13 protein-coding genes and 1 pseudogene are annotated in these 16087 nt (G+C 67.8%); 5 read left to right on the top strand and 9 right to left on the bottom strand.

Translation table 11 applies throughout. The annotated features are described in order from the left end of the window. Positions 1-64 precede the first annotated feature (64 nt). Positions 65-493 (bottom strand): Ig-like domain repeat protein, encoded by a 429-nt coding sequence (locus LTV02_RS35425; RefSeq protein WP_067719745.1) that lies wholly within the window; start codon positions 491-493, stop codon positions 65-67. A gap of 191 nt (positions 494-684) precedes the next feature. Here LTV02_RS35425 and LTV02_RS35420 point away from each other — a divergent pair, with 191 nt between their 5' ends. Beyond that, entirely contained in the window at positions 685-1209 is a 525-nt protein-coding gene (locus tag LTV02_RS35420) for a DUF402 domain-containing protein (RefSeq protein ID WP_084535443.1), read from the top strand. A gap of 10 nt (positions 1210-1219) precedes the next feature. On the opposite strand, the pseudogene coaE reads toward LTV02_RS35420, so the two are convergent. Together coaE and LTV02_RS35410 are read right to left on the bottom strand one after the other, a co-directional pair. Continuing rightward, positions 1220-2149 (bottom strand): annotated as a pseudogene (gene coaE, locus LTV02_RS35415) (dephospho-CoA kinase); the annotation flags it as partial. A gap of 595 nt (positions 2150-2744) precedes the next feature. Further along, entirely contained in the window at positions 2745-4277 is a 1533-nt protein-coding gene (locus LTV02_RS35410) for a phospholipase C (RefSeq protein ID WP_233035903.1), read from the bottom strand. Between the two features lie 235 nt (positions 4278-4512). On the opposite strand from LTV02_RS35410, the gene LTV02_RS35405 reads away from it, so the two are divergent. Next, positions 4513-6771, top strand: a complete 2259-nt coding sequence (locus LTV02_RS35405) for an MMPL family transporter (protein WP_233035902.1) — start codon at positions 4513-4515, stop codon at positions 6769-6771. On the opposite strand, the gene LTV02_RS35400 is transcribed toward LTV02_RS35405, so the two are convergent. Both LTV02_RS35400 and rpsA read right to left on the bottom strand, forming a co-directional pair. Beyond that, positions 6717-7349, bottom strand: coding sequence for a TetR/AcrR family transcriptional regulator (locus LTV02_RS35400; protein ID WP_233035901.1), 633 nt, complete (start codon positions 7347-7349; stop codon positions 6717-6719). The genes LTV02_RS35405 and LTV02_RS35400 overlap by 55 nt on opposite strands. A gap of 263 nt (positions 7350-7612) precedes the next feature. Continuing rightward, a complete protein-coding gene (rpsA, locus tag LTV02_RS35395) occupies positions 7613-9082 on the bottom strand; it encodes a 30S ribosomal protein S1 (protein WP_067720052.1) in 1470 nt (489 codons plus the stop codon). Between the two features lie 282 nt (positions 9083-9364). On the opposite strand from rpsA, the gene LTV02_RS35390 reads away from it, so the two are divergent. Next, on the top strand, positions 9365-10237 hold the full coding sequence (locus LTV02_RS35390; protein WP_233035900.1) for a class I SAM-dependent methyltransferase: 873 nt from the start codon (positions 9365-9367) through the stop codon (positions 10235-10237). 40 nt (positions 10238-10277) lie between these two features. Beyond that, positions 10278-11828 (top strand): serine/threonine-protein kinase, encoded by a 1551-nt coding sequence (locus LTV02_RS35385; RefSeq protein WP_233035899.1) that lies wholly within the window; start codon positions 10278-10280, stop codon positions 11826-11828. 10 nt (positions 11829-11838) lie between these two features. On the opposite strand, the gene LTV02_RS35380 is transcribed toward LTV02_RS35385, so the two are convergent. The 4 genes from LTV02_RS35380 to LTV02_RS35365 all read right to left on the bottom strand — a co-directional run bounded on the left by LTV02_RS35380 (position 11839) and on the right by LTV02_RS35365 (position 15079). Beyond that, positions 11839-12426 carry a hypothetical protein gene (locus tag LTV02_RS35380; RefSeq protein ID WP_233035898.1) on the bottom strand — a complete coding sequence of 196 codons (588 nt, stop codon included), beginning with the start codon at positions 12424-12426 and terminating at the stop codon, positions 11839-11841. 109 nt (positions 12427-12535) lie between these two features. After that, complete coding sequence (locus LTV02_RS35375) at positions 12536-12700, bottom strand: hypothetical protein (protein WP_169815404.1); 165 nt, start codon at positions 12698-12700, stop codon at positions 12536-12538. Beyond that, positions 12700-13572 carry an SPFH domain-containing protein gene (locus tag LTV02_RS35370; RefSeq protein WP_233035897.1) on the bottom strand — a complete coding sequence of 291 codons (873 nt, stop codon included), beginning with the start codon at positions 13570-13572 and terminating at the stop codon, positions 12700-12702. Before LTV02_RS35370 ends, LTV02_RS35375 begins: the two co-directional genes overlap by 1 nt. A 139-nt stretch (positions 13573-13711) precedes the next feature. Beyond that, positions 13712-15079 (bottom strand): FAD-binding oxidoreductase, encoded by a 1368-nt coding sequence (locus tag LTV02_RS35365; protein WP_233035896.1) that lies wholly within the window; start codon positions 15077-15079, stop codon positions 13712-13714. A 71-nt stretch (positions 15080-15150) separates the two neighbouring features. Between LTV02_RS35365 and LTV02_RS35360 the strand changes: the two genes are divergently transcribed. Continuing rightward, complete coding sequence (locus LTV02_RS35360) at positions 15151-16074, top strand: LysR family transcriptional regulator (protein WP_233035895.1); 924 nt, start codon at positions 15151-15153, stop codon at positions 16072-16074. Positions 16075-16087 lie beyond the last annotated feature (13 nt).

The raw sequence follows: 16087 nt of genomic DNA, 5'->3' as shown, positions 1-16087 counted from the left end.
GAAAAACCGCCCGGACCGTCTTGCGCTCGGCCCGGGCGGTTCTCGTTGGTCAGGACTTGCCGGCCTAGCCGGACAGGCTCGGGATCAGCCCGCCCAGTCCGCCGCCGCAGCCGAAGCTGCCGGTGCCGCTGCTCGCGCCCACCTGGACGGTAATGGAGTCGCTGATCAGGATCTGCCGCGCCTCGATCTTGTGCGATCCGGCGGTGTCCGGCGTCCACTTCAGGGTCACCTTGTTGCTCAGCAACGACGGCGACACCGGGCTGCCCGGGATGTCCTTGCCGTTGTCGGTGAACTTCACCGTGGACAACCGGTCCACCTCGACCGACGCGGTCAGGGTGTACTGGCAGCCGACCTTGTGGTCGCTGCCCGATACCTCGAGATTGCCCACCCACGCGCCGGCCTGGGGCGCGGCCAGCACCATGGTCGCGGTCAGCGCGCCGAAGGTGGACAGCCCCATACCGACCCGACGAACCCGGGCCTTCTGTGCGTTCATGCAGGTACTTCCCTTTGTTGTGCTCCCCCGCCCAGGTGCGGCGGGTCAGCCGCACATTAGCGAAATACGCACGCTTCAGATCGGGTTTCGGCGAAATTCGCCCGAACCGCGCCCGGCCGCCCAGCAAGCTGTCGGCGACGCAACACTCGCTCCCCTGGACGACCGCCGCTCGAACCGCGATCCTGAGAGGCATGACTCACGCCCCCACGGTGGACCTGCACCGGCCCAAGGTGGAGTACTTCCATGTCGACGAGCTCACCAATATCGATCCCAAGGGATTCGTGCGGCAGGTGGAGCGCTACCACGTCGAGCCCTGGGGGCTGTACATGGCGCGTCCCTCCGATCATCCGGAGTTCCACTACATCGAATCCTGGCTGCTGCCCAGCCTTTCCATTCGCGTGACGGTCTTCCATTTCACGCCCGCGGACCTGCGCGATCAGGACTACTACATCGACCTCGGCGAATTCGCCCAGGTGGAGCCGGGTACCTGGAAGTCGGTCGACCACTATCTGGATCTGGTGGTGCGCAGCAATCGCGAGGTCGAGCTGCTGGACGTGGACGAGCTGCTCGCGGCCCACTCGGCCGGTTACCTCGACCTGGCCCAAGCCCAGAAGGCGATCGAGACCGCCACCGCGGTCATCGACGGCATCGCCGCGCACGGCCACCTGCTCGAACCGTGGCTGGAAGCGCACGGCATCAAGCTGACCTGGAAGTAGCGCGGGATCAGTCCACCGTCAGGCTGACGATCGCCGGCCGGCCCGGGTCGGCGCTCGCGTGCAGCCACTCCCCCGTATCGATGGGCGGAAAACCGATGGCCGCCAAGCGATCCCGGAGCCCGTCGGCCACCTCGGTGCTCGCCACGGTGACGCGGATGTCGAGAATATCGGCGGCCGGCTTGCCCGGTTCGGTGGTCGGGCCGACGTGCTCGATGCGCTGGGCGTCGGCCGCGCATGCCACGGCGAGCCGGGCGATCAGGCGCCCGGCCTGCGCCGGCCATTCCGGATTCGCCTCCACCACCGGCAGTTCCGGCAGCGGGGCCGGATTGCCGTTGCGGAGATTGCGCTCGAACGGGATCAGGCGCTCGTCCCAGAGCCGGTGCACCTCGGCGTCGATCACGCCGTTGTCGCCATTGTTGTCCAGCAGCACATCGGCGACGGCGCGGCGCTGCTCATCGGTGGCCTGGGCGGCGATGCGGGCGCGGGCGTCGGCCTCGTCGATTCCGCGGAATTCGACCAGGCGCCGGACCCGGGTCTCCTCGGCGGCGTCCACGATGACCACCAGGTTCATGAACGGGGCCAGGCCGTTCTCGACCAGGAGCGGAATATCCTGCACCACAATGCCGTCGGCGGGGGCGGCGGCGATGAGCTCGTTGGTGCGCTGACCGACCAGCGGGTGCGTGATCCCATTGAGCGTCCGGCGCGCTTCGTCACTGGCGAAAGCCTTGGCCGCCAGGGCCGGACGATCGAGACTGCCGTCGGCGGCGAGAATATCCGGACCGAAAGCCTCGGCCAGCGCGGCCAATCCGGGCGTACCCGGGGCAACCACCTCGCGAGCGATCAGATCACTGTCCACCAATACCGCACCGCGCTGCACGAGCAATCGCGCGACGGTGGACTTGCCCGCACCCATGCCTCCGGTGAGGCCGATTCGCAACATGGCCCCAGTCTCGCATCTACCTGCGAGTGCTTCACTTCAGGGCGCTCAAACGAACCGATTACCCACTCGCCGGGGCAATTTCACCTGCACATGCAGTACTTGCCCATTCCGTGATATCGACGAGACCAATTCGCAACTTTTTCAACCAATCCCGACCGTACGTCGGCAACATTCCGACACGCCGGGGCGAATGTCGCGCAAAATACGGTGACACACACTTTTGTTCGGCTAAGGTTCGCCGGAGGCGATTCCAGGCCGGTAAAACGCAAGAGAAGGAACATCATTGGGCACCAGAAACATCCAGACGGGTCGCCACCGTCTGGGACTGCCGGGCACGATGCACTGCATCCAGATTCCCGCGGTCGCGGCGATGCTCGCCGAGCACCGCCGTTCGTGGCTTTCCATGCTGATCAATCCGGCTCGGCACAGCTTCGCGGCCATGCGAAAACGGTCCGAATCCGCGGCGACAGCGGCCCACTGGGTTCCGGCGACAGTCGGCTGATCTTCTCGCACCCGCGGCCCAGCCCCTGCGGACTGGGCCGTTGTCGTGTGCCCGGCGGCCGTCGGCTCGAAAGACGGCCCCGCGGCGGTGGATTCAGACCAGCAGACCGCTCGGGCGGCGGCGCGTCCCCGGCTCCTGCACCGGCATCGAGTTCGGCGGCACCGGATACGGCGTGCCGACCGTCGCCGTACCCAGGGCCACGTTCGGCCCGCACTGCGCGAGCGCGGCCTGCACCTTCCGATCCGCCGGTGCGAAGGCCGGTTTCGTGCTGTCCGGGCGCGCCGCGAAATCGAAGGCCGAGGTCATATCGCCGGTGACGCCGCGCCGCCACGCGGTCAGGTTCGGCACCTCGACGCCGAAACGCCGTTCCAGCAAACGCAATTGCGAGGTGTGGTCGAAGGTCTCCGACGCCACCAGGCCACCGCGGCTGTAGGGCGAGACGACCAGGCACGGCACCCGGTAGCCGAGTCCGATCGGCCCGGCGATGCCCATGGACTTCGACACCCGGTCCAGCGGCACGGTCACGTACTCGCCGGGCGTGCCGGGCGGCGGGGTCGGTGGCGTCACGTGATCGAAGAAGCCGCCGTTCTCGTCGTAGCTGATGATCAGCGCGGTCTTCTCCCACACCGCCGGATTCGAGGTGAGGATGTCGAGCACCTGCATGATGCCGACCGCGCCGAGGGCCGGCGGCAGCGCCGGATGCTCGCAGTTGAACAGCGGCGGGATCACCCACGACACGGCGGGCAGCCGGTTCGCGGCGACGTCGGCGGCGAAGTCGTTCGGGTAGACCGGGGCCTTACCCAGCCGCGCCAGTTCGGAATTCGGGTCGGCGGCCTGTTTGAAGCAGCCCAGCATGCCGTCGAGGATGACCGAGGACAGCGGCCCCAGATCGCGATTGTTGTAGATCTTCCAGCTCACGCCGCCTGCGGAGAGGTTCTCCGGCATGGTCCGCCAGCTGTAGGCGTTCTGCGGGATCAGCGCCGGGGTCTCCAGCAGCGGGCCGCCGTTCATCCCGTCCGGGTCGATGGTGCCCGACATCCAGTACAGCCGGTTCGGGTCGGTCGGGCCCAGCACCGAGCAGTGGTAGTTGTCGCAGACGGTGAACGCGTCGGCCAGATCGTGATGCACGGGCACGTCGGCGCGGGTGTAGTAACCCATTGCGGCCGGGGCGTTTCCGGGACCGACGGACTTGATCGACATCGGCATCCAGCGGTCGTTGCCGCCGCCGTTCCAGGCTTCGTGCATGGCGGCCCAGGAGTGATCCGGGTCGTTGATGCATTCGCCGTCGAGGGTCGCGCCGCGTTCGGTGTCCAGACGGAACGGGAGTACGTAGCCGTCGGCGGCCGGTCCGACGCCCGGGGTCCAGCCGTACTGCTGCCAGGACGCGGAAGGATCGTCGAAACCCCGTACCCCGGAGAGGGTTCCGAAGTAGTGGTCGAAACTGCGGTTCTCCTGCATGAGCAGTACGAAGTGCTCGATATCGCCGAGCCCGCCCATACCCGCCGGATCGGCGGCGTAGGCGCGCTCGATGATCGGATTCGCATAGGCGCCCAGCGCGGCGACACCACCCGCGGCCATGGCCTTCGCCAGAAAATCTCGTCTGTTCAAACCGGCGAAGACGCCCATGTTCCGAAGAAACCTTCCGCTGAGTCTGCAATGCGCAACGCGCCCAGATCATGTCAGCTGAGCGTGCCGGTTGCATCCAACCGCGGCGTCATGTCGCGGCGGCGAACCCGGAATGGCGAGTCGTGCAAGGAAAATGTCGAATTCCTGACAGTCACTTGCAGGTGTGAGCCAGCGCTCCTAGGCTGATGGGCAATACCTGAGAGTGACTTTCAGGTATCCGGATCCGGAGGGGACCATGACACGATCCGCCGCACCAGCCCGGCCCGCCGCGCCCGTCCCGGCGGAGCGGCTCGGTTTCGTCGGGCGCTGGGGGATGCGCATGGCCCGGCATCGGCGCGTGGTGCTGGGGGTGTGGTTGCTGCTGGTCGTGGTGTGCGGGGCGGCTTACCCGGCGCTGCACGAGCGGCTCGGCGCACCGGATTACGGCGTGCCCGGCTCGGAATCGGCGGAGGTGGAACGCTTTGCCGGCGAGCACTTCTCGACCTTCGGGACCGAGCAGGACCTCATCGTCTTCCACTCCGAGCGCTATACCGCCGACTCCCCCGAATTCCGCGCGGCCATCGACGACGCCATCGGGAAGGCGCGGGCGACGGCGGGCATCGCGGGCGCGATCGGGCCGTTCGAGGGCAATGCGAAGCTGCAGATCTCGGCCGACCGGCACACCGCGTTCGGCATCGCCGGGTTGAACGGCGATATGTCGGAGCGGGTCGATGTCGCCGAGCGCTTGCAGACCGCGCTCAACCCGGTCGCCGCTTCCGGCGTGGACGCCATGGTCGCCGGGTACGCGCCGGTCGAAGGCGCGCTCATGCGCATGGAGACCGCGGATATGCAGCGCGGGGAGAGCATCGGCCTGCCGGTGGCGGCGCTGGTGCTGGTGCTCGCGCTGGGCGCGGTGGCCGCGGCGAGCATCCCGATCACGGTGACCGCGGCGGGCATCGCGCTGGCGGTGGGCGTGCTGTTCGGGCTCACCAGCTTTCTCACCTTCGATTCACTGGTGTTGTCGGTGGCGACCATGATCGGCACCGGGACCGCCATCGACTACGCCATGTTCATCGTGAGCCGGTTCAACGAGGAGCTGACCCGGCGCGGGGTGCGGGATCGCAAGGCGCGCAAGGACATCCAGGCCGCGGTCGGGGCGGCGCTCGACACCACCGGGCGCACCATCCTGGCTTCCGGGCTGATCGTGATGATCTCGCTGTGCGCGCTGGTGGTGGTCGGGCTGCCCATGCTCAACGGTGTCGCGGTCGGCGTGGTCACCGCGGTGATCGGCACGCTCACCGCCGCGTTCACGCTGCTGCCCGCGGTGCTGGCCACGCTGGGCCCGGCGGTGAATCGTGGTGCGCTGCCGGTGAGATTGCGGCCGGCCGAGACGCGCGCGGCCACCGCTTCGAGCGCGTGGACGCGCTGGGCGCACACCGTCATGGGGCGTCCGGTGCTGTTCGGCGCGGCCGGCGTGGCATTGCTGGCGGCGGCCGCCCTGCCGCTCACCGGTATCAAGTACGGCATCGATATGGGATTGGGTTCGCTTGGCGATCATCCGTCCGGGCGGGCGACCCGGCTGGTGCAGGAGAACTTCGGACCCGGTCTGCTCTCCCCCATTCAGCTCGCGGTGTCGGGGCCCGGCGATACGGCCTTGTCCGGCAACGGTTTCGTGGACGCCAATAACTTCATCGCCGCGCTGAACCGCGATCCGCGCATCGCCTCGGTGGTGCCGCAGCAGGCCGGCGGGCGCATGCTCGCCATGGTGGTGCCCGAGGATGCCTTCGATTCCACCACCGTGGCCGAGCTGACCGCGGATATCCGTTCCCGCGCCGGTGATCTCGAAGCCGCGGAGGTGAAGGTCGGTGGGGTGCCGGCGACCTTCGCGGATGTCTCCGAGCTGATCACCACGCGTTTCCCGTGGGTGATCGCGCTGGTGCTGACCGTGTCGCTGGCCTTCCTGGTGTACGCGTTCCGCAGTATCGTGCTGGCGGTCAAGGCGATCGCGTTGAATCTGCTGGCGACCGGTGCGGCGCTGGGGATCACGGTCGCGGTGTTCCAGGGCGGGTTCGGTGAATCGCTGCTGGGGTTCCACAGCGCCGGATTCCTTCAGGTGTATCTGCCCATGCTGGTGTTCGCGGTGCTGTTCGGGTTGTCCATGGACTACGAGGTATTCCTGGTGCGGCGGATGAAGGAGGCCTGGGATCGCAATCCCGACAACACCGCCGCCGTGGCCGAGGGACTCCAGCGCACCGCCCGGCCGATCACCGCGGCGGCGGCCATCATGGTGGCGGTGTTCGCCAGTTTCGTGACCGCGGATGTGCTGGAGCTCAAGGAGATCGGCTTCGCATTGGCGGTGGCCGTCGCCATCGACGCGGTGATCGTGCGGCTGATTCTGGTGCCCGCCTTCATGCAGCTGTTCGGCCGCTGGAACTGGTGGCTGCCGCGCCTGCGCCGCACTCAGGAGACGACGGCCTCCAGCGCGGACAGGATCGAATCCAGCGCCTCGTCGTAGACATCCTTCAGGCGGCGTTCGAAACCCGTTCCCGCCCAATGGTTCAGGGCCGCCATACAGCCCCAGATCGAGGTGGCGGCCGCGATCCGCACCGTCAGATCATTGGCGTCGCGGCCGCTGCGCTCGGCGAACAACAGCCGGAACTGGTCCTCCAGCTCCCGCATCTGCCGGGTCTGCCGGTCCCGCACCTCCGGAATCGTGAGCACATGCTGCATGCGCAACCGGGTGCGGTTCTCCATATCCTCGGTGATCATGGCCTCGGTGAGCACCGGCACCAGCGGCCGCGCGATGGCCAGCAGCGCACCGAAATCCAGTACCTCGCCGCCGCCCGCGGTGCGCAGCACGTCCAGCACCTGCGGATCGGCTTCGTCGTAGAGGACCAGCATCTCCTTGGTCCCGAAATACCGGTAGATCGAACTCGGCGACACCCCCGCCGCCGCGGCCACCCGCTCCACCGTCACATCGCGATACCCGTACTCGTCGAACAGGTCCAGCGCCACCCGCTGAATACGGCTCATGGCCTCGACTTTGCGTCGCTCCCACAGGGATCCGGGCGACTCCACGACGGACTCGGACATATCCATTCGAGGATACCCGGCGGAATTCGGCCGCGTGCCGAACCGCATCGGGCTGCCCCGCGCTGGAGGAAGGCCCGGCCGTTGCGCCTGCTCCCGCCCGCCGTCGGGACGCCATGGCCGCATCGGCCTCGCCCGCCATCGGAATGCCCCGGCTCGGTTGCGACGCGGACGCTTTCCTTCCCTCCCCACGAGAAAGCCCCCGGGTCCGTCAGGACCCGGGGGCTTCCTTCTGTCTAGCTATCGCTCACGCGACGAGACGCGAATCAGGCGTTGCCCGACAGCTTCTCGCGCAGGGCGGCGAGCTGGGCGTCGGACGCCAGCGACCCACCGGCCGGCTCGGCCGACGAGGAGGAGCCGGCCGCCTGCGCGCCGCTCTCCGAGGAGTAGTTGGACGGTCCACCGTTGGCGGCCTCCGCGGCCGCGTCCGCGGCCATCTTCTCCATCTGAGCGGTGTGCATCTTGTGGCGACGCTCGGCCTCGGCGTACCGGGTCTCCCACTCTTCGCGCTGCTTCTCGAAGCCCTCGAGCCATTCGTTGGTCTCGGAGTCGAAGCCCTCGGGGAAGATGTAGTTGCCCTGGTCGTCGTAGCTGTCGGCCATGCCGTACTTCGACGGGTCGAACTCGGAGGTGTAGTCCTCGTTCGCCTGCTTCAGCGACAGCGAGATCCGGCGACGCTCCAGGTCGATGTCGATGACCTTGACCATCGCGTCGTCGCCGACGGCAACGACCTGGTCCGGGACCTCGACGTGGCGCTCGGCCAGCTCGGAGATGTGCACCAGGCCCTCGATGCCCTCTTCGACGCGCACGAACGCACCGAACGGAACCAGCTTGGTGACCTTGCCGGGCACGATCTGGCCGATGGCGTGGGTGCGGGCGAACTGACGCCACGGGTCTTCCTGGGTCGCCTTGAGCGACAGGGAGACGCGCTCGCGGTCCAGGTCGACGTCGAGAACCTCGACGGTGACCTCGTTGCCGACCTCGACGACCTCGGACGGGTGATCGATGTGCTTCCAGGACAGCTCGGAGACGTGCACCAGGCCGTCGACGCCACCCAGGTCCACGAAGGCACCGAAGTTGACGATGGAGGACACGACGCCCTTGCGGACCTGGCCCTTCTGCAGCTGGTGCAGGAACTCGCTGCGCACCTCGGACTGGGTCTGCTCCAGCCAGGCGCGACGCGACAACACCACGTTGTTGCGGTTCTTGTCGAGCTCGATGATCTTGGCCTCGATCTCCTTGCCGACGTACGGCTGGAGGTCGCGGACGCGACGCATCTCCACCAGCGAAGCCGGGAGGAAGCCGCGCAGGCCGATGTCCAGGATCAGGCCGCCCTTGACGACCTCGATGACGGTGCCCTTGACGGCCTCGTCACGCTCCTTGAGCTCCTCGATCGTGCCCCAAGCCCGCTCGTACTGAGCACGCTTCTTCGACAGGATCAGGCGGCCTTCCTTGTCCTCCTTGGTGAGAACGAGGGCCTCGACCTCATCGCCCACGGAAACGACCTCGGCCGGGTCGACATCGTGCTTGATGGACAGTTCGCGAGACGGGATGACGCCTTCGGTCTTGTAACCGATGTCGAGAAGGACCTCGTCCCGATCGACCTTGACGATGGTTCCTTCGACGATGTCACCGTCGTTGAAGTACTTGATGGTCTTGTCGATGGCGGCGAGGAAGTCCTCGGCAGAGCCGATATCGTTGACGGCTACCTGCGGCGAAGTGACAGTGGTGGGCATGTGTTGGGAGGCTCCGGACGGATTGTGGTCGGTAGTGGACATGTGGACTTTCGGTATTGCTGCGAACACACAGCGATGGAACTAACGTTGGCCATGCAACAGCACATCGCTGCGACGGAGCACAACGCTGCCCTGGAAAGCATGCGGACTCACAGCACGATTGTCTGCTCTACTCGGCTCCTGCGAATCGGGTACAGAAGACACTCGCGGGAAACAGCGTACGCGAGGTGTGTTGTACCAAGCAAACACGGGTACTTCCACGCGGGTCGATAGGGTGAGACCATGCCCGAAGATCACCCCGAGCCTACCGAAGATGCCCGGCACGCCGCAGCGAACGCCCTGCTCGGCACCACGGGGGTGACCCGCGCCAAGGTCGATTCCGCCGCCAGCCGCCGCGCCAGCCGCCGCTGGTGGGACGCGGACGCCGACGCCTATCACGAAACCCACGCCGATTTCCTCGGAGTCGATTCACCCGCAGGCGAATTCGTGTGGTGCCCGGAGGGGTTGCACGAAGGTGACTGGCATTTGCTCGGGGATATAGAGGACAAGCGCGTACTGGAGATCGGCTGCGGCTCGGCGCCGTGCTCACGCTGGCTGGCGGCGCACGGTGCGCACCCGTTCGGGCTGGATATTTCGCGCGCCATGCTGGATCGCGGCGTGGCGGCGATGAACGCCGGCGGGCCGCGCGTGCCCTTGGTACAAGCGGGTGCCGAAGAGTTGCCGTTCGCCGACGAATCCTTCGATCTGGCGTGCTCGGCATTCGGCGGGGTGCCGTTCGTGGCCGATTCCGAACAGGTGATGCGCGAGGTGCGGCGGGTGCTGAAGCCGGGCGGGCGCTGGGTGTTCTCGGTGAATCATCCGATGCGCTGGATCTTCCCCGACGATCCCGGACCGGACGGTTTGCGCGCCGCCATCCCCTATTTCGATCGCACGCCCTATGTGGAGTTGGACGCCGACGGCGAGCCCACCTACGTGGAGCATCACCGCACCATCGGCGACCGGGTGCGCGAGATCGTGGCCGCCGGGCTGGTCCTGAAGGACATCATCGAACCGGACTGGCCGGAATGGCTGGACCGCGAATGGGGTCAGTGGAGTCCGTTGCGCGGCGAGATCTTCCCAGGCACAGCCATTTTCGTCACCGAGAAACCGAACTGAGGGCTGTCGGCCCGGCGCGGAACGTGATAGGCCTAGCCGAGTGGAGGAGGAAACCCCGTTCGGCCGCTATCGCCTGCGCGGGCTGCTGGGCGCGGGCGGGATGGGTCAGGTCTATCGCGCCTACGACACCGGCACCGAACGCGTGGTCGCGCTCAAGGTGCTGCCGCCGGAGTACGCGCACGATCCGGTGTACCGGGCCCGGTTCCGCCGGGAAGCGCAGGTCGCGGCGCGCCTGAGCGAACCGCACATCGTGCCCATCCACGATTACGGCGAAATCGACGGCCGCCTGTATCTGGATATGCGCCTGGTCGAGGGCACCGATCTGGCGACGCTGTTGAACACCGATGGCGCGCTGACCCCGGCCGCCGCCGTGTCCTGCATCGCGCAGGTCGCGGCCGCGCTCGACGCCGCACATCGCGCCGGGCTCGTGCATCGGGATGTGAAGCCCTCCAATATCCTCACCGCCCCCGATGGTTTCGCGTACCTCATCGACTTCGGCATCGCGCGCGGCGAAGGCGACGCCGGCCTGACCACGGCGGGCGCGGCCATCGGCACCTTCGCCTATATGGCTCCGGAACGGCTCGACCACGGCGACTACGACGGGCGCGCGGACGTGTATTCGCTGGCCTGCGTGCTCTACGAATGCATGACCGGTTCGAAACCGTTCCCGGGCACGAGCGTGGAACGCCAGATCGCGGCGCATCTGTCGACGCCGCCGCCGCGGCCGTCCGCGAGCAGTGTCGGCGTACCCGCCGCCTTCGACGCGGTCATCGCGCGCGGCATGGCCAAGCAGCCCGCGGACCGGTTCCCGACGGCGGGCGCATTGGCCGCGGCCGCCCGCGCCGCGCTGGCGGACGACCGCGACGATGCCACCACGATCGCCAGAACCGCTGCCACACAGGTCGTTCCGTTCGCCGGCGCGGACCGGAGCGCGAGCTCGGATCCGGCCGCGCTCACCCGCGCGACCGCAGCTACCGCCGACACCGAATTGGGCCCGCCGGCACGCGGCGAGACCCGCCGCCAGGACCCGGCACAACGCTCCCTCAGCGCCCTGGCCTGGGCGGCCGGTATCGCCGTGGCATTGGTCGGCGCGGTGACCGTGGTGCTGGTCCGCCTGCCGAGCGACACCTCCTCGGACACGGCCGCACCGCAGGCGACCTCCCGGACGAGCGGGGCCTACCTGCCCGCCCCCGCCACGAATACCCTCCCCTTGCTGAGCACCGACCCGACCACCTCGCTTCCCGGCCCCCGGACCACCACCACGGCCGGCGCGCAAGACCCCGCTACCGCCGCAGCCGAATTCGTCCGCGCGCACTACACCCTGCTGCCCGCCGATACGGCGACCGCCTGGTCCCGTCTCACCACCAGCTACCAGACCTACATCGGCGGCTACGACAACTACCGGAAGTTCTGGGACACAGTCGATTCCGTCTCCATCTCGGCGATATCCGCCGACTCCGCCCAATTGACGGTCGCCTACACCCTGTCCTTCCACTTCAAGGACGGCCGCACCGCCATCGAGCACCGCCGCGCCCAATTGGCCCGCGCCGGCGACACCTACCTCATCGACAGCGCCGAACTCGTCTCCTGATCGGCGTCCATCACGGCTGAAAAGACGGCAGCCCGGCGAAATTCGGGTCCAGGCGCATACCGGGGACCAGGCGCGCGACCAGCTGCCGGGCGCGGGTGAGCGGATGCTCCGGGAACTGCTGGTCGTACCGGATGTCGTCGGCGATGTGGAAGGGCAGCTTGCTCTGCACTTCCGGGGCGTAGGGGTGGGGCGGGTAGAAATTGTCGAAGCCGAGCTGGGCGCCGAGCATGGCCTCGCGCATACCGGTCACCCCGGCTTCGGGGCACAGGATCGCCAGCGACAGACTGCAGCGATCCTTGGGCACGACAATGGAGGCGGCGAAGATCTGGCCGCGCGGCAATTGCGGATGCGGGAGTTTCTCCAGGCGGAGCAGGGCGGGCTGGGCGTCGACGCCGATGACGAAGGCTTCGATGAGACAACCGTTTCGGGCGTGGATCTCGGCCAATCGGCGGCGCAGGGTGTCGAGCTGTTCCAGTGGCGCGGGCAGGTCGGGCACCATGTCGTGGTACTGGAGATGGAACATGTCGCCGGTATCGGGGCTGATCCAGCGATCGGTATCGACCTGGCGGAGTCCGGCGGTATCGAACGATAGTGGCACGGGGACAGCGTATTCGGGCGGGTTCGCGGCAGCCGCCGGCGGTCGGCGACCGGAGCGGACAGCAGTGCGCCCCCGTATCGAATGATGCGGGGGCGCAAGGGGTTCGATGCTATTTCGGTTCCCGGCCGACTTGCTTCAAGGCCAAGCGCAGGGCGTACTCGATCTGAGCATTGATACTGCGAAGGTCGTCGGCCGCCCACTTGGCGATGGCGTCGTGCACGGCTGGATCCAGCCGGAGCAGTACGCGTTTCGGCTCGCGTTTGGCGGCGGACATCAGTTGTAGAGCGATCCGGTGTTGACGACGGGCTGGGTGGCGCGGTCACCACACAGCACGACCAGCAGGTTGGAAACCATTGCCGCCTTACGCTCCTCATCGAGTTCGACCACGCCCTGCTCGGCGAGTCGATCCAGGGCCATGCCGACCATACCGACCGCGCCTTCGACGATGCGGCTGCGGGCCGCCACCACCTGCGCGGCCTGCTGGCGCACCAGCATGGCCTGGGCGATCTCCGGGGCATAGGCGAGGTGGGTGATGCGGGCTTCCAGGATCTCGATGCCGGCCAGGCCGGTGCGTTCGCGCAGCTCGACGGTCAATTCCTCGGCGACCTCGGAGCCGTTGCGCAGGCTGGTGCCCTCGGCCTCGTCGGACTGGTAGGGGTGGGTGGTGGCCAGGTGCCGGACGGCGGTCTCGGACTGGGTCTGGACGAAGTCCTCGTAGTCGTCGACGGCGAAGGCGGCCTTGTAGCTGTCCACGACCTGGTAGACGACGACGGCGGCGATCTCGACGGGATTGCCGTCGGAGTCGTTGACCTTCAGCTTCTGGGTTTCGAAGTTCCGCACGCGGAGCGAGATATTGCGGCGGCTGCTGAACGGGGCGACCCAGTGGAAGCCGGATTCGCTGACCGAGCCGATGTAGCGGCCGAAGAACTGAATCACCTTGGCCTGGTTGGGATTCACGACCACGAACCCGGTCAGGATGACGATGCCGATGATGATCGCGATCGCGAGGACGACCCCGGCCGCGGCAGGCGGGTTATCCCCTCCGCTGGATACCGCGGCCAGGATGCCGAACGCCCCGGCGACGATCAGCACCAGCACGCCCAGCATCAAGAAACCGTTCAACCGGAACGCCTGACGCAACTCCATGACACTCTCCTAGTATCGAAGTGATATCACGACGATAGCAGAGAACGACTCTGGTGTCTCTCAGGGGCTTAGCCCTCGAACCCCCTCGAGATTCCGCCGCCGCCCGAGTGGAGGGCGGCGGCGATCCAGGTCCGCCACCTCAGTTCGGGCGGATATTGCGGTTGCCGCGGAACAGGTTGCGCGGGTCGTATTCGGTCTTGAGTGCGGCCAGGCGGTCGTAGGTGCCCGGGTCGAATCCGGCCCGGGTCTGCGCCTCATCGGCCCGGTCGCCGCCGCCGTAGAGGAAGTTCAAGTTGTGGCCGATCGTCCAGGGCTCCAAGGTCTTTCGGATCAGACCGAAGTGCTCGTCGATGGCTGCCGCATTGTCCGGCCGGGGCATGGCGAGGACGCGCGCCACGTATTCCGCCTCGCGATGGCCGACGGCGACCGCGCCGGGCCCGCGCCGCCGCAGCGCCCCGCCGAGGTGCCGGAATCCGGCCACCACCGGCACGGCGGCATCCGGTCCGGTGAGCTCCAGGAAGGCGTCGGTGGCCTCGGCGGGCAGTTCGGACAGCAGGGCATTGGTGGCGATGTAGGCGTGCGGGGAATCGGGGTCGCGGTAGATGGCGTGGCTGTCGGTGTACGGCATCACCCGCAGGTCGTCCACCAGCCGCGCACCGACCGCACGCAGCGGTTCGACCAGCCGTTCCCCGTCTTCGGGGGATCCGGTGTAGGCGATATTGATCGTCGCCGCATACCGCCCGCGCAGGTGCGGCGGCAGTTGCGGGATGTCCGGGAAGGTGAGCGCGGTGAACGCCGAGGTCATGGCGTCCGGCAGATCGGTGGTCCACAGCCGCCAAGCCTCCAGCGCCCGCGCCACCAGCGGCGTGTCGAACTGCAGCTGACCACCGTAAACCGTTGCGATGGGCAGCAATTCGAGCTCCAGCGCGGTCACCACGCCGAAATTGCCGCCGGTGCCGAGTACCGCGCCGAACAGTTCGTCGCCGGGTTCCAGCCGCCGCAGCCGGCCGTCCGCGGTGACCAGTTCCACCGCCCGCACATGATCGGCGGCATAACCGAATTCGCGGGCCAGAATCCCGATGCCGCCACCCAGGACGTACCCGGTCACGCCGACCGACAGCGAGGAGCCGTTGAGCGGCGCGAGGCCGTGCGCGGCGGCGGCTTCGATCAGTTCACCGGCCTGCACCCCGGCGGCGACGCGGGCGGTGCGGGTGGCCGGATCGATCCGGATGTCCTTCATACGAGCGGTATTGACGAGCACGCCGCCCTCGACGGCGACCGACAGGCCGTGCCCGGTGGCCTGCACCGCGATCGGAAGTCCGTGCCGCGCCGCGTATTCCACGGCCGCGCGCACATCCTCGGCGTGCACCGCGCCGACGACCACGGCCGGGCGATGCGTGTAAGCCGTTTGGAAGCCCGCGATTTCGGCGTCGTACCCGGGATCGCCGGGCTGGCAGAGCGGGCCGGTGGTGGCGGGCAGTTCGGTGTTCGAGGCGTTCGATGTCATGCCTTCGACTCTGCTCGCCACCGATTGATAATTCCAACAGATAGATTTTCTCGCAGCTAGAATCAGCAGTTATGGAACTGCGGCAGCTGCGCTACTTCGTCACCGTCGTGGACGAAGCCAACTTCACCCGCGCGGCCGCCCGCCTGCATCTCGCCCAGCCGGGACTCAGCGCGCAGATCAAACAGCTGGAGAAGGAACTCGGCCAGCCCCTGCTGCTCCGCTCGACCCGGTCGGTGACGCTGACCCCGGTCGGCGAAGCGGTACTGCCGCTGGCCCGCGCGGCACTGGCCGCCGCGGAGCGGATCACCCACACCGCGGACGAATTCACCGGCCTGCTCCGCGGGCACGTCCGGGTGGGCCTGATCGCGGGCGCCGCTGACGGCGAACTCGATATCGCCAAGGAGCTGAGCGCCTTTCACCAAGATCATCCGCAGATCGGCATCTCGCTGACCGAGGACACCTCCGAAGCCATGTACGCGGCGCTGCGCCGCGGCGCCCTCGATATCGCCCTGATGAGCCTGTCCGGCGACGAACTGGATCCGGCCATCGGCACCGAGACGGTACTGACCACCCGGCTGGTCGCGGCCGTCGCCGTGCAGGCCCCGGGTTTCGGCGACCGGATCGGTCTCGCCGAACTGTGCGAGCACCCACTCATCTGCCTGCCGCCCGGCACCGGCATCCGCGGCCGCTTCGAGAACACCTGCCACGCCGCCGGATTGACCCCGAACTTCGCCTTCGAGGCCGGCGCTCCCCCGCTGCTCATGCGGCTGGCCGGTTACCGGCTCGGCATCGCCATCGTGCCGCCGATTCCGGCCGCCGACGCCGCCGCGCTCGGGGTGCGCATACTGGAGATCGATCCGCAGATGAGCGGACGGCTGGTGCTGGCCTGGAATACCGAGCGGCCGCTCAGCCCGCCCGCGAAAGTGCTACTGGGACAACTCCGTATCGCACTGGCGAACTGGAAGGATCCGGCCGCGATGGCGATCGGGCAGTAACCGCGAACGCGCT

The organism is Nocardia yamanashiensis, from assembly GCF_021183565.1.
In the GTDB taxonomy this organism is placed as follows: domain Bacteria; phylum Actinomycetota; class Actinomycetes; order Mycobacteriales; family Mycobacteriaceae; genus Nocardia; species Nocardia yamanashiensis.
Note: the sequence above shows the minus strand (reverse complement) of the source record. Positions and strands in the feature narration are given on the sequence as shown.